Origin of the sequence: Bosea vestrisii (assembly GCF_030144325.1) — a bacterium.
Lineage (GTDB): Bacteria > Pseudomonadota > Alphaproteobacteria > Rhizobiales > Beijerinckiaceae > Allobosea > Allobosea vestrisii_A.
This window is the reverse complement of sequence record NZ_CP126307.1, coordinates 4,817,203-4,830,137: the sequence shown is the minus strand read 5'-3', so window position 1 is coordinate 4,830,137 and position 12,935 is coordinate 4,817,203. Positions and strand designations below refer to the sequence as shown.

General features: G+C 66.0%; 11 protein-coding genes and 1 pseudogene. 8 read left to right on the top strand and 4 right to left on the bottom strand.

Annotation, left to right across the window (positions count from 1 at the left end):
• Complete coding sequence (locus QO058_RS23735; protein ID WP_284168671.1) at positions 1 to 618, top strand: LysE family translocator; 618 nt, start codon at positions 1 to 3, stop codon at positions 616 to 618.
• Between the two features lie 17 nt (positions 619 to 635).
• Here the strand turns inward: QO058_RS23735 and QO058_RS23730 are convergent, their stop codons facing one another.
• Positions 636 to 1,331 carry an SDR family oxidoreductase gene (locus QO058_RS23730; RefSeq protein ID WP_284168670.1) on the bottom strand — a complete coding sequence of 232 codons (696 nt, stop codon included), beginning with the start codon at positions 1,329 to 1,331 and terminating at the stop codon, positions 636 to 638.
• A 140-nt stretch (positions 1,332 to 1,471) separates the two neighbouring features.
• Between QO058_RS23730 and QO058_RS23725 the strand changes: the two genes are divergently transcribed.
• Complete coding sequence (locus QO058_RS23725; protein ID WP_284168669.1) at positions 1,472 to 1,717, top strand: type II toxin-antitoxin system VapB family antitoxin; 246 nt, start codon at positions 1,472 to 1,474, stop codon at positions 1,715 to 1,717.
• Positions 1,714 to 2,139 (top strand): type II toxin-antitoxin system VapC family toxin, encoded by a 426-nt coding sequence (locus QO058_RS23720; protein ID WP_284168668.1) that lies wholly within the window; start codon positions 1,714 to 1,716, stop codon positions 2,137 to 2,139. Before QO058_RS23725 ends, QO058_RS23720 begins: the two co-directional genes overlap by 4 nt.
• Before the next feature lie 66 nt (positions 2,140 to 2,205).
• On the opposite strand, the gene QO058_RS23715 is transcribed toward QO058_RS23720, so the two are convergent.
• A complete protein-coding gene (locus QO058_RS23715) occupies positions 2,206 to 5,805 on the bottom strand; it encodes a hydantoinase B/oxoprolinase family protein (protein WP_284168667.1) in 3,600 nt (1,199 codons plus the stop codon).
• 343 nt (positions 5,806 to 6,148) lie between these two features.
• Between QO058_RS23715 and QO058_RS23710 the strand changes: the two genes are divergently transcribed.
• Positions 6,149 to 6,697, top strand: a complete 549-nt coding sequence (locus QO058_RS23710) for a TRAP transporter small permease (protein ID WP_284168666.1) — start codon at positions 6,149 to 6,151, stop codon at positions 6,695 to 6,697.
• On the opposite strand, the gene QO058_RS23705 is transcribed toward QO058_RS23710, so the two are convergent.
• The gene (locus QO058_RS23705) at positions 6,631 to 6,867 is read right to left on the bottom strand and encodes a hypothetical protein (RefSeq protein WP_284173091.1); all 237 of its coding nucleotides are present in this window, start codon (positions 6,865 to 6,867) and stop codon (positions 6,631 to 6,633) included. The genes QO058_RS23710 and QO058_RS23705 overlap by 67 nt on opposite strands.
• Here QO058_RS23705 and QO058_RS31520 point away from each other — a divergent pair.
• The 3 genes and pseudogenes from QO058_RS31520 (at position 6,770) to QO058_RS23690 (ending at position 9,722) form a co-directional block, all read left to right on the top strand.
• Positions 6,770 to 8,009, top strand: a pseudogene (locus tag QO058_RS31520) (TRAP transporter large permease). The gene QO058_RS23705 and the pseudogene QO058_RS31520 overlap by 98 nt on opposite strands.
• A gap of 32 nt (positions 8,010 to 8,041) precedes the next feature.
• Positions 8,042 to 9,037 carry a TRAP transporter substrate-binding protein gene (locus tag QO058_RS23695; protein ID WP_432211974.1) on the top strand — a complete coding sequence of 332 codons (996 nt, stop codon included), beginning with the start codon at positions 8,042 to 8,044 and terminating at the stop codon, positions 9,035 to 9,037.
• A 166-nt stretch (positions 9,038 to 9,203) separates the two neighbouring features.
• A complete protein-coding gene (locus tag QO058_RS23690) occupies positions 9,204 to 9,722 on the top strand; it encodes a winged helix DNA-binding protein (RefSeq protein WP_284168665.1) in 519 nt (172 codons plus the stop codon).
• A gap of 10 nt (positions 9,723 to 9,732) precedes the next feature.
• Here QO058_RS23690 and QO058_RS23685 read toward each other — a convergent pair whose 3' ends face one another.
• Positions 9,733 to 11,406 carry an acyl-CoA dehydrogenase family protein gene (locus QO058_RS23685; protein WP_284168664.1) on the bottom strand — a complete coding sequence of 558 codons (1,674 nt, stop codon included), beginning with the start codon at positions 11,404 to 11,406 and terminating at the stop codon, positions 9,733 to 9,735.
• Positions 11,407 to 11,637: 231 nt separating this feature from the next.
• On the opposite strand from QO058_RS23685, the gene QO058_RS23680 reads away from it, so the two are divergent.
• Positions 11,638 to 12,906, top strand: a complete 1,269-nt coding sequence (locus QO058_RS23680) for a cell wall hydrolase (protein ID WP_284168663.1) — start codon at positions 11,638 to 11,640, stop codon at positions 12,904 to 12,906.
• Positions 12,907 to 12,935: the final 29 nt, after the last annotated feature.

The following is a 12,935-nucleotide window of genomic DNA, read 5'->3' as shown; positions in this document are numbered from 1 at the left end:
ATGTCATTCGAGCTGTTCGCTGCCTATCTCGTCGCTTGCTTCGTCATCGTGATCGTGCCCGGCCCTACGGTGACGCTGATCATCGCCAACAGCCTGAAGCATGGTAGCCGCGCCGGCCTTCTCAACATGGCAGGAACCCAGGCCGGGCTAGTGATCATGATCGCGATCGTCGGCATCGGCCTGAGTTCGGTGATCGCTGCGATGGGCCACTGGTTCGACTGGGTCAGGCTCGCCGGCGCCGCCTATCTGATCTGGCTCGGCTGGAAGATGTATCGCAGCGCCGGCGATATCACGGATGGCGCCGCCGAAGCGCGCCCGCCGCGTGGGGGCTTCTTTCTGCAGGGGCTGCTGGTGGCGCTGAGCAACCCGAAGACGCTGGTCTTCTTCGGCGCCTTCTTCCCGCAATTCCTCGATCCGGCGCGTGACTACGCCACCCAGATCGCGATCATGGGCGCAACCGCCATGCTCTTCGCCGCAGTCAGCGACAGCGCCTATGCGATCCTCTCCGGCCGGGCCGGCCGTTTCCTGTCGCAAAGGCGCGTCCGGCTGATGTCGAAGTTCAGCGGCGGCTTCCTGATCGGCGGCGGTCTCTGGCTGGCGTCGACCCGCGGCAACTGAGCTTCAGCGCGAGGCGATCACCACGGAATCGCCTCGCCCTTCCAGTTGCGGAAGCTGTTGGTCTGGGCCATGCCCGAGGCGTCGATCGTTGCGATCAATCCTGCGGCGCTCTCGGTCGGCGGGATGTCGGCGGCGCCGCCGCCCATATCGGTGCGCACCCAGCCGGGATGGAAGAGCAGCACCGCGACCTCGCTATCGCGGACCGCATTGCCGAAGGCCACCATCACCATGTTCACCGCCGTCTTCGAGGAGCGATAGGCGACGGCGCCAGAGGGATTGCTGCCGATCGAGCCCATGCGGCTCGAGATCGTCACGATCTTGCGACCGGAACCCGCCTCGACATTGGGCAGGAAGGCCTGCGCCACGCGCAGCGGCGCATAGACATTGACCTCGAAGACCTCGCGCCAGGCCTTGAAATCCATGTCGAGCGCCGACTGCTTGTCACGCGGCCCGTAGACGCCGGCATTGTTGACGAGCACGTCGATCGGCTTGCCGTCAAGCGCCTGCTTGGCCGCGGCGATGCTCCTGTCGGAAGTGACGTCGAGTTCGAGCGGGGTCAGCGTCCCGGCTTGTCCGCCTGCGACCTCCGCCAGAGCCCCGCCCCAGGGATCGCGCGCCGCGGCGACGACATGGTCGCCCCGTCGCAGCAATTCCATCGTCAGCGCCAGGCCGATGCCGCGATTGGCGCCGGTGATCATCCAAGTCTGGGGCATGGTCGGTCTCCGTCTTAGGGACCAGACCTAAGCCTCTAGCCCTGTCCTTTCCAGAGCAGCCGCCCACGGCGACATGCGAGCGCCGCCGCCCATATGAATATTCACTTGCCTAATGTGAATATTCATATGAAGATCAACCTATGTCCCTCTACATCCGCGACCGCACCGTCGACGAACTCGCGACCCGCCTGCAGAAGGCAACGGGCGCGCGGACAAAGACGGAAGTCGTGCGTCGAGCCCTCGAACAGGAGCTTGAACGGGTAGAGAGTTCCCGTCCGCTGCGCGAACGGATAGCGCCCAGCCTCGCCCTCGCCGACGCGATGGGGCAAGGCAAAAGCGACTTTGACGTCAAGGCCTTTCTCGACGAGATGTGGGGCGAAGCGTGACCTATCTGGACGCGTCCGTGATCGTCGCAATCCTCGGACGGGAGGACGACGCCGAGATCCTGCTCAACAGACTCGAAGCTGCCCAAGCTCCGTTTCTCATCTCGCCGCCGGGACTGTTCGAGGCCGTGCTGTCTCTGGCTGCGAAAAAGGCGCGCGATACGGGTCGTGAACTGGATTCCTCTCTGATCGACCAAGCCCAAAACAGCGTTTCTTTGTTCGCCGCAAATATCAAGGCGCGCGAAATCGAGATCTCGCCCGCAATCGGCCGGGCCGCGATCGAGGCGGCGAAGCGCTATGGGCGAGCGGTCGGCAGCCCGGCCAAGCTCAACTTCGGCGATTGCTTCGCCTATGCCTGCGCCAAGGAACACGGCGCGGTCCTGCTCTACAAAGGCAACGATTTCGCAAAGACCGATCTGGCTTAAGCGGAGCTGCCGCCGTCATTCCGAAGCGCGAACAAGCCCGGAATGACGAAGACGCAATCCTAAGCCTCAACCCTTGCGCTTTCCATAGCCCCCCGCCGTCGGCGTGATCACGGTGACCGCCTCGCCGGCCTGCAGCAGCGTCTGATCGGAGGGCTTGAGCTCCTCGACCGCGCCGGAAAGGCGCCGGACCAGCGTCCTGCCGAGCTCTCCCGGCTCGCCGCCCTTCATGCCGAAGGGCCTGACCTTGCGATGCGACGCCAGGATCGCGCAGTCCATCGTCTTGAGGAAACGGATGGTGCGGCTGGTGCCGTCGCCGGCGTTCCATTCGCCCTTGCCGCCCGAACCGGGGCGGATGTGGAAATCCTCCAGCACGACCGGGAAGCGCGTCTCCAGGATCTCCGGATCGGTCAGGCGCGAATTGGTCATGTGGACATGGACGCCCGAGGTGCCGTTGAAGCCAGGCCCCGCCGGCGAGCCCGAGCAGATCGTCTCGTAATACTGGTACTGGTCGTTGCCGAAGGTCAGGTTGTTCATCGTGCCCTGCGAGGACGACATCGCCTCGAGCGCGCCGAACAGCGTGTTGGTCACGGCCTGGCTGACCTCGACATTGCCGGCGACGACGGCGGCCGGATAGCGCGGCGCCAGCATCGAGCCTTCCGGCACGATCACCTTGATCGGCCGCAGGCAGCCAGCGTTCATCGGGATCGCATCGTCGACCATGACGCGGAAGACATAGAGCACGGCGGCGCGGGTGACGGGCGCCGGGGCGTTGAAATTGTCCGGCCGCTGCGGCGAGGTGCCGGTGAAGTCGACGGTGGCCTCGCGCTTGTCGCGATCGATGGTGATCTTCACCTTGATCGCGCAGCCCTGGTCCATCGGATAGGTGAATTCGGCGTCGTGCAGCTTCGTCAGCAGGCGCGCGACGCTTTCGGCCGCATTGTCCTGGACGTGGCCCATATAGGCCTGGACGACGTCGAGGCCGAAGGAGCGGATCATCTTCTTCAGCTCCGCCACGCCCTTTTCGTTGGCGGCGATCTGGGCCTTCAGGTCGTTGACGTTTTGGACGACGTTCCGGACCGGATAGCGCGCGCCGGTCAGGAGCTTGACCAGATCCTCCTCGCAGAAGCGGCCCTGATCGACGATCTTGAAATTGTCGATATAGACGCCTTCCTCCTCGATATTCGTCGCGAGCGGCGACATCGAGCCCGGCGCAGTGCCGCCGACATCGGCATGGTGGCCACGGCTCGCCACCCAGAACAGGATCTCCCTGTCCTCATTGTCGAAGACCGGCGTGCAGACCGTGATGTCGGGCAGGTGCGTGCCGCCATTATAGGGCGCGTTCAGGCAGTAGACGTCGCCGGGCTTGATCACCGGGTTGTTCTTGATGACGGTCTCGACCGACTTGTCCATCGAGCCGAGATGCACCGGCATATGCGGTGCGTTTGCCACCAGAGAAGCGTCCGAGGCAAAGACTGCGCAGGAGAAGTCGAGCCGCTCCTTGATGTTCACCGAATAGGCGGTGTTCTGCAGCGTCACGCCCATCTGCTCGGCGATCGACATGAACAGGTTGTTGAAGATCTCGAGCATGACCGGGTCGGCTTTGGTGCCGATCGCAGCATTCTGGACCAGCGCCTTGCTGCGGGTCAGGACGAGATGGTCCTTGGCGGTGAGCTTGGCGGTCCAGCCATCCTCGACCACGACGGTCTGGTTCGGCTCGATCACGATGGCCGGGCCGGCAATGCCCTGGCCCCGGGCCATAGCCTCGCGCCGGACGATCGCCGCCTCGTGCCATTGCCCCTTCGAGAAGAAGCGGGTGCGCTCGGCGATTCCGGGCTCGCCAGCGCTCTCGGCCGTGGCGGCCTCCTCAAAGCGGGCGCCGCCACCGACGGCCTCGACCTCGACCGCCTCGACGACCAGCGCCTTGGTCTCGTCCATGAAGCCGAAGCGGGCCTTGTGCGCGGCCTGGAAGGCGTCCTGCATCTCGGCGCGGCTGCCGAACGGCGTCGCGATCGCGGTGTCGGTGCCGGCATAGCGGATATGGGCGCGGACATGGATGGCGATGTCGCCATCCGGCACGCCCTGCCCTGCCACCTCACCCTTCGCCTCGGCGCCCAGCCTGTCGGCGACCACTCCGATCGCCGCCTTGGCCTCGGCATCCAGCGGCACATCGAGCGCTGCGGTACGGGTGGCACGGATCTCGGCGAGGCCCATGCCATAGGCGGAGAGCAGGCCGGAGAACGGATGCAGCAACACGGTCTTGATGCCGAGCGCATCGGCGACGAGGCAGGCATGCTGGCCGCCGGCGCCGCCGAAGGAGTTCAGCGCATAGCGGGTGATGTCGTAGCCCCGCTGCACCGAGATCTTCTTGATCGCCTCGGCCATGTTCGCGACCGCGATCTGGACGAAGCCGTCGGCGACCTCCTCCGGCGAGCGGCCATCACCGACCTGCGCCGCGAGCGTCGCGAATTTTCCGCGCACCGCCGCGACATCGAGCGGCTTGTCCTGGCCGGGGCCGAAGATCGCCGGGAAATAGGACGGGATCAGCTTGCCGACCATGACATTGGCGTCGGTCACGGCGAGCGGCCCGCCGCGGCGATAGGCGGCCGGGCCGGGATTGGCGCCGGCGGAATCGGGGCCAACGCGAAAGCGCGAGCCGTCATAATGCAAAATGGATCCTCCACCTGCAGCAACCGTGTGGATCAGCATCATCGGGGCGCGCATGCGCACGCCGGCCACCTCGGTCTCGAAGGCGCGCTCATATTCGCCGTCGAAATGGGCGACGTCGGTCGAGGTGCCGCCCATGTCGAAACCGATGACCCTGTCGAAGCCGGCCGAGCGACCGGTCTCGGCGAAGCCAACGACGCCGCCGGCCGGGCCGGACAGGATCGCGTCCTTGCCCTGGAACAGCTCGGCTGCGGTGAGGCCGCCCGAGGACATCATGAACATCAGCCGCGCGCCGGTGCGGGCGATGTCGAGTTCTTCCGAGACCTGCGCGACATAGCGGGCGAGGATCGGCGAGAGATAGGCGTCGACGACTGCGGTATCGCCGCGTCCGACCAGCTTGATCAGCGGCGAGACCTCATGGCTGACCGAGACCTGGGGGAAGCCGATCTCGCGGGCGACCTTGGCGGCGAGCTCTTCATGCGCCGGGTAGCGATAGCCGTGCATGAAGGCGATGGCGACGGCGCGAAAGCCGGCATCGAACTGCGCCTGCAAGGCAGCGCGGATCGCGGTTTCGTCAGCAGCCTTCTCGACCGAGCCGTCGGCGAGCACGCGCTCCTCGACCTCGACGACAGCGTCATAGAGCTGCTCGGGCTTGATGATCTCCTTGGCGAAGATATCGGGCCGGGCCTGGTAGCCGATGCGCAGTGCGTCGCGGAAGCCCTTGGTGGTGACGAGCAGGGTGCGGTCGCCCTTGCGTTCGAGCAGCGCGTTGGTCGCAACCGTCGTGCCCATGCGGACCTCGCCGACCGTGCCCGCCGGGATCGGCTCGCCCTGGTTCAAGCCGAGATGATCGCGGATGCCCTGGACGGCGGCGTCGCGATAGGCGCCGGGATTCTCGGAGAGCAGCTTGCGGGCATGCAACTTGCCTGCAGGATCGCGGCCGATCACGTCGGTGAAGGTGCCGCCACGGTCGATCCAGAAATCCCAACGGCTCGCGGTCATCTGATCCCCCGATTATTGGCCATAGCGGCTCGGCGCGCTTTCCGTTCAGCCGGTTCCGGCTGAACGGAAAGAATTCGCGCCAGATAAAAAGCCGAGCATGTTCTCATCGCAAAAGTGGTGCCCACTTTTGCGGAACATGCTCACCGACGTTTCATCGATAAATCGTCGATGAAACGTTGACAAGCTCATTTCGCCGATTAGGATCGGCTCTGCGATCGGGACATGGCTGAGGGGCCGGACCGATCTGAGGGGAGGCTTTCATGACGGGACCGGTCCTGGCAACCGCTGCTTTGCGCATGGCGCAATCGGCCGATGCGGCGGCACGCCGTCCGGAGGCGCACGCATGATCCGCCGCTTCCTCGACGCGCTCTATCTCTTCGCCGGCTATGCCGCCGGCCTCTTCCTAATCGTGATCCTGGTCCTGATGATGGGCCTGTCGATCGGCCGCGAGGTGGGCTTCAACATCCCCGCCGGCGACGATTTCGCCTCCTGGTCCATGGCGGCGATGGCCTTCCTCGGCCTCGCCCACACCTTCAAGTCCGGCGAGATGATCCGGGTCGGCCTGCTGATCGATCATTTCCAGGGCCGCAAGCGCTGGTTCTTCGAAGTCTTCTCCCTCGTCCTCGGCCTCGGCTTCGCCGGCTTCTTCGCCTGGCACGCCGTGGTGATGACCTGGCAGTCCTACGAGTTCAACGACGTCGCCGGCGGCGTCATCGCCATGCCGATGTGGATCCCCCAGCTGGGCTATTCCGGCGGCCTCGTCATCCTGTTCATCGCCATGTTCGACGAGTTCGTCCATGTCGTGCTGCGCGGCCAGCCGCCGCGCTACGAGAAGCCGCCGCCGCAATCCGACGAGGAGATCGTCGAGCGCGCCATGGCGAGCGGAGTCTGACCGATGGCGATGATCGAAATCTCCGCGCTGCTGCTCGTCCTGCTGATCGTCCTGCTCGCCGGCGGCGTCTGGATCGCCATTTCGCTGATGGCTTGCGGCTGGGTCGCGATGCAGTTCGTCGCCGGCGGCATCCCGGCCGGCTCGGTGCTCGCGACGACGATCTGGGGCAACAGCGCCTCCTGGACGCTGGCCGCCCTACCGCTCTTCATCTGGATGGGCGAAATCCTCTATCGAACGAAGCTGTCGGAAGAGATGTTCCGCGGGCTCGCGCCGTGGCTGAACTGGCTGCCTGGCCGGCTGATGCACGTCAACGTGCTGGCTTGCGGCATCTTCGGCTCGGTCTCCGGCTCCTCGGCCGCGACCTGCGCCACCGTCGCCAAGATCGCGCTGCCGGAGCTGAAGCGCCGCGGCTATGACGAGAAGCTCGCGCTCGGCTCGCTCGCCGGCGCCGGCACGCTCGGCATCCTGATCCCACCCTCGATCACCATGGTGGTCTATGCGGTGGCGGCGAATGTCTCGATCATCCAGATCTTCCTCGCCGGCTTCCTGCCCGGCCTGCTCGTGATGGCGCTTTATTCCGGCTACATCATCGTCTGGCACTTGATGAACCCGGACAAGGCGCCGCCGGCCGAACCCGAAGATGGCGCTGCGCGAGAAGCTCAGGGAATCGGCCAACCTCATCCCCTGCATGCTGCTGATCGCCCTGGTCTTCCTGTCGCTGCTGCTCGGCTGGGCGACGGCGACGGAATGCGCGGCCTGGGGCGTGCTCGGCTCCTTCGGCATCGCCTGGTGGTCGGGCTCGCTGACCAAGGACGCCTTTTGGCAGAGCGTGATGGGCACGACCCGGATCACCTGCATGATCATGCTGATCCTGGCCGGCGCCTCCTTCATGTCGACGTCGATGGCCTATACCGGCATCCCGGCCGCCCTCGCCGCCTGGGTCGACTCGCTGCACCTCTCGCCCTACGCGCTGATCGCCGCGCTCACCGTGATGTACATCGTGCTCGGCACCGCGCTCGACGGCATCTCGATGATCGTGCTGACCACCGCGATCGTCATCCCGATGATCAAGACCGCCGGCTTCGACCTCGTCTGGTTCGGCATCTTCCTGGTGCTGATCGTCGAGATGGCGGAGGTCTCGCCGCCGGTCGGCTTCAACCTGTTCGTGCTGCAGACCATGTCGGGCAAGGATTCGAACACGGTCGCGCTCGCGGCGCTGCCATTCTTCTTCCTGCTCGTCGCTGCGGTCGCGATCATCACGATCTTCCCGCAGATCGTGATGGTCTTGCCCCAGCTCGCCTTTCCGCAATGATACATAATCGCCAAGAGGGAACGGAGAACACCATGAAGCGCAGCGATTTCATCAAGGCTATGCTCGTCGCCGGCGTCGCCGCCGCGAGCCTTTCACTCGCCGCCCCGGCGGCATTCGCCCAGGCGAAGTGGAACCTGCCGGCGGCCTACCCGGCGGACAATCCGCACAGCGAGAACCTCGCCACCTTCGCCAAGGACGTCGAGGCGGCAACAGCAGGCAAGCTCTCGATCACGGTCCACGCCAACGCCTCGTTGTTCAAGGCGCCGGAAATCAAGCGCGCCGTCCAGACCGGCCAGGCCCAGATGGGCGAGGTGCTGATGTCTGTGCACGAGAACGAGGACCCGGTCTTCGGCATCGACGTCGTGCCGTTCCTCGCGACGTCCTTCGTCGAGTCGAAGAAGCTCTATGCGGCCTCGAAGGCGGCGGTCGAGAAGAAGCTCGACAGCCAGGGCATCAAGCTCCTGTTCATGGTCCCGTGGGCGCCGCAGGGCGTCTACACCAAGAAGGAGATCAACACGATCGACGACATGAAGGGCCTGAAATGGCGGGCCTATAATGTCGGCACGACCCGCCTCGGCGAAATCCTCGGCATGCAGTCGGTTACGATCCAGGCAGCCGAACTGCCCCAGGCGCTGGCGACCGGCGTGGTCAACTCCTTCATGTCGTCCGGCGGCACCGGCTATGACTCGAAGGCCTGGGAGACGCTGACGCATTTCTACGATGTTCAGGCCTGGATTCCGAAGAACGCGACCTTCGTCAACAAGGCGGCCTTCGCCGCGCTTGACAAGCCGACACAGGACGCGATCCTCAAGGCCTCGGCCGATGCCGAAGCCCGCGGCTGGAAGCTCTGGGAAGAGAAGACCAACTGGTATCTCGACCAGCTCAAGGCCAAGGGCATGAAGGTCAATGCGCCGTCGCCCGCCCTCAAGGATGGCTTCAAGAAGGCCGGCGAGACGCTGACCGCCGACTGGCTGAAGAAGGCCGGCGCCGACGGCCAAGCCATCGTCGACGCCTACAAGAAGATGTGAGGCAATTCCCGCCGCAAAGCGGGAACCACGACAGGCCCTCTCCCCCGAAACGGGGGAGAGATGGAGAGGGGGCCGGCGCTACATTCAACCAGCGTCAGCTCTGCCCCCTCCCAACCCTCCCCCGTTCCGGGAGAGGGCTCCCGCGCCCCTTTCGGCAAGAGACAGCATGCAACCATCCGACGACCTCGGCCCGATCGTCTCCTCCGGCCATCTCGCTTCGGGCGCGATGCCGGCGCTGTCGGAGTTCGAGTTCGCGCTGACGATGACCGTCAACGCCTTCCATCGCTGGATGCTGCGCGCCATGACGGCAGCCGGCGTGCCGGAGCTGACGCCGATGGACGTGCTCGTCCTGCACAACGTCAACCATCGCGGCAAGGCCAAGCGCCTCGCCGATATCTGCCTCGTCCTCAACATCGAGGACACGCATCTGGTGAACTATTCGCTGAAGAAGCTCGAGCGCCTGAAGCTCCTGAAGAGCGGGCGCAAGGGCAAGGAGAAGACCGTTGCCATCACCCCGGCCGGCGAGGACGCCTGCAAGCGTTACGCCCAGATCCGCGAGCAATTACTGGTGAAGTCAGTGCTGGCGACCGGCGTCGATCCGGCGCGCCTGTCGGAGATCGCCGCGGCGATGCGCTCGCTCTCCGGCCAGTACGACCAGGCGGCGCGGGCGGCGGCGAGCCTCTAAACCCCGCCTCTCACCCCTCGACCAGTCTCCGCGCGATCACCTGCGCCTGGATTTCTGCCGCGCCCTCGAAGATGTTGAGGATGCGGGCGTCGCAGAGCACGCGGCTGACCGGGTATTCCAGCGCAAAGCCATTGCCGCCATGGATCTGCAGCGCGTTGTCGGCCGCCGCCCAGGCGACGCGGGCGCCGAGCAGCTTGGCCATGCCGGCTTCGAGATCGCAGCGCCGGCCGGCATCCTTCTCGCGGGCGGCGAAATAGGTGAGCTGGCGGGCGATGACGAGCTCGGCCGCCATCATGGCGAGCTTGTCGGCGACGCGCGGGAAGGCGATCAGCGGCTTGCCGAACTGGATGCGTTCCTGGGCATAGCGCAGGCCGAGGTCGAAGGCGCATTGCGCGACGCCGAGCGCGCGCGCCGCAGTCTGGATGCGGGCGGCCTCGAATGTCTGCATCAACTGCTTGAAGCCCTGGCCCTCGACGCCGCCGAGCAGGTTCTCGCCCTTGACCTCGAAACCGTCGAAGGCGAGCTCGTATTCCTTCATGCCGCGATAGCCGAGCACCTCGATCTCGCCGCCGGTCAGGCCCTCCACCGGGAAGGGATCGGCGTCCGTGCCGCGCGGCTTCTCGGCGATCAGCATGGAGAGGCCGCGATAGCCCGGCGCATCGGGGTCGGTGCGGACCAGCAGCGTCATGATGTCGGCGCGGACCGGATGGGTGATCCAGGTCTTATTGCCATGGACCTTCCAGACATCACCGTCCTTGACCGCCTTGGTGCGCAGCGAGGCGAGGTCGGAGCCGGTGTTGGGCTCGGTGAAGACGGCTGTCGGCAGGATCTCACCCGAGGCGATCTTCGGCAGCCAATAGGCCTTCTGCTCGTCGGTGCCACCGTTCAGGATCAATTCGGCGGCGATCTCGGAGCGGGTGCCGAGCGAGCCGACGCCAATATAGCCGCGCGAGAGCTCCTCGGAGACGACGCACATCGAGACCTTCGACAGGCCCATGCCGCCGAACTCCTCGGGGATGGTCAGGCCGAAGACGCCGAGCTCGGCCATCTGCTCGACCACCGGCATCGGGATGTATTCGTTCTCAAGGTGCCATGCATGCGCATGCGGCGTGACCTGCTGCTCGCAGAAGCGGCGCATCTCCGAGCGGATCGCTTCCAGCGTCTCGTCGAGACCGGGATCGCCGACGCTGGCGAGCCCCTGGCTCTGGCTGAACAAGGCGACGAAGCGGGCGCGGTTCTCCGGCGTGTTGCCCTCGGCAATCAGCGCCTCGGCCGCATCCGAGCAGGCAGCGGCGACCGCCTTGGCCGTCAGGCCGAGCGACGGTAGCCGGACGATCTCGCCCTGGCTCATCGGGATGCCGCCGAAGATCTGCGCGGCGTATTCGCCGGCGCCGATCCGGATGGCGTAGTCCTCGATCGCGCCGTAGCGATCCTCGGCCTGGAGCCGCTCGCCATAGGCTTTCAGCTCGCGCAGCGCCATCACATAGGTGGCGAGCCAGGAGAGGCCGTGAGCGGCGTGCTGCTCCTGCTCCAGCTTGGCCGAGGAGATGCGGCCCTCGACCAGTACCTTCTGCCTGACGGCGGCGACCGCCTCTTCCAGCAAAGCCTCGAAACCGGGCAAGGCGGCGGCGATCAGCGCAACGGCATTGGCTTCGGAATCGGCCTTGAGGGCGGTGGCGGTCATGTCTCTCTCCCTTTGTTGCGGCGCAGCATAAGGGAAACTCCGCCGATCGCGAAAGCCGTCTTTTGGCGGAGATCCGCCGTGGCGGGCGCCGCCGCGTTAACCCCGCTTCAACCCTGACAAGGGATTATCCAACTGTCGCGAATTTGCATCATCGCGCTTCGCGACTGGCTTTTCCTGTCTTGCGGCTATGAGGGCTCTGGTCAGTTGCGTCTGCGTCGGCGATCGAAGCGAATGGGCTGGCAGCGCCTGCGCTGGGCACTGGCGACGGTGGCGCCCTGGGCGCTCTCGGCCGGCATGCTGGTCTCGTTCACCGCTTCGGCCGGGCAAAATCCCGACGCCTCCGGCCCGCCGGGCTCGCTGATCGCGCGGACAGCGCCCGGCCCGCTCTCCGATCTCGCCGAGGGCCCGTCTTTGCTCGTCGCCGCCAGCGCCTTCCATCTGCCGCAGCGCGCCTATTCCCGCCTGATCCAGCCAGCGCGCCACTCCTTCGAGCAGCCCGAGACTGTCTTCGCGGTCGATCCGCGCCGGCCGCGCGAGGACATGAAGCGCACCGCAAGCGCCTTCCCGCAGGTCGACCGCAGCAGCAAGGGCGACCCGCTTATCGGTCTTCGCCCGACCCTGACCCGCAATGGCCCGCCCGGCGAGCTCGAAAGCGTCGTGTTCGGCGACACCCAGCCCGGACTGATCTCGGCCGGCTTCTCGCTCGACGCGCTGGAAAGCCCGGAGGAGCCGCCGCTGGGCTTCGAGCCCTTCCTGCGTGACGAAGGGGTCACCGACCCGGCGCTGTCCGATTCCTCGCCGACGACGGTGCCCAAGAGCATCGGCTCGCCGCGCCATGGCGAACTGAACCCGGAAAACCTCGACGGCGCGACGCCGACCGTCTCCGCGACGCTCGGCCAATCGTCCAGTACGCCGGCGGCCAATGGCATGGCGGCCGCCCCCTCGGCCACGCCGATGCAGATGGCGCCCGTCGCCGCCGAACCGAAATCGCGCAGCCGCGTCGCCAAGTCGGAGCGCGGGACGACCACTGATCTGCGCACCGTCGATCCCGCCGAGAAGCAAATCTACACCAGCCTGATCGCGCCCGAGAACATGGCCAAGGAGCAGCGCTGCTTGGCCGAGGCGGTTTATTTCGAGGCGCGCTCGGAGGGCGAGCAGGGCCGCGCCGCCGTGGCGCAAGTGGTGCTCAACCGGGCCAAGAGCGGGCTCTACCCGAACACGGTCTGCGGCGTGGTCTACCAGAACGCCAGCCGCCACCTCGCCTGCCAGTTCACCTTCGCCTGCGAGGGCAAGTCGCTGCGCATCACCGAGCCCGGCCCCTGGCGCGACGCCACCCGCATCGCCCGCGAGGTCTATGACGGCACGACCTATCTGGCCGAAGTCGGCGCCTCGACGCATTATCACGCCGACTATGTCCGGCCGTACTGGGCGCGGAAGCTGAAGAAAATGGACACGATCGGCCGGCATGTTTTTTACAAGCTGCGGCCTGGGCAGACGTAGGCGCCCAACCACAGGGTTGTGGTGCAGGA

Excerpts from the sequence above, each read along its gene's own strand:
- QO058_RS23735 (WP_284168671.1), top strand. The coding sequence starts at position 1 with ATGTCATTCGAGCTGTTCGCTGCCTATCTCGTCGCTTGCTTCGTCATC.
- QO058_RS23730 (WP_284168670.1), bottom strand. The coding sequence starts at position 1,331 with ATGCCCCAGACTTGGATGATCACCGGCGCCAATCGCGGCATCGGCCTG.
- QO058_RS23725 (WP_284168669.1), top strand. The coding sequence starts at position 1,472 with ATGTCCCTCTACATCCGCGACCGCACCGTCGACGAACTCGCGACCCGC.
- QO058_RS23715 (WP_284168667.1), bottom strand. The coding sequence starts at position 5,805 with ATGACCGCGAGCCGTTGGGATTTCTGGATCGACCGTGGCGGCACCTTC.
- QO058_RS23710 (WP_284168666.1), top strand. The coding sequence starts at position 6,149 with ATGATCCGCCGCTTCCTCGACGCGCTCTATCTCTTCGCCGGCTATGCC.
- QO058_RS23695 (WP_432211974.1), top strand. The coding sequence starts at position 8,042 with ATGAAGCGCAGCGATTTCATCAAGGCTATGCTCGTCGCCGGCGTCGCC.
- QO058_RS23690 (WP_284168665.1), top strand. The coding sequence starts at position 9,204 with ATGCAACCATCCGACGACCTCGGCCCGATCGTCTCCTCCGGCCATCTC.
- QO058_RS23685 (WP_284168664.1), bottom strand. The coding sequence starts at position 11,406 with ATGACCGCCACCGCCCTCAAGGCCGATTCCGAAGCCAATGCCGTTGCG.
- QO058_RS23680 (WP_284168663.1), top strand. The coding sequence starts at position 11,638 with ATGGGCTGGCAGCGCCTGCGCTGGGCACTGGCGACGGTGGCGCCCTGG.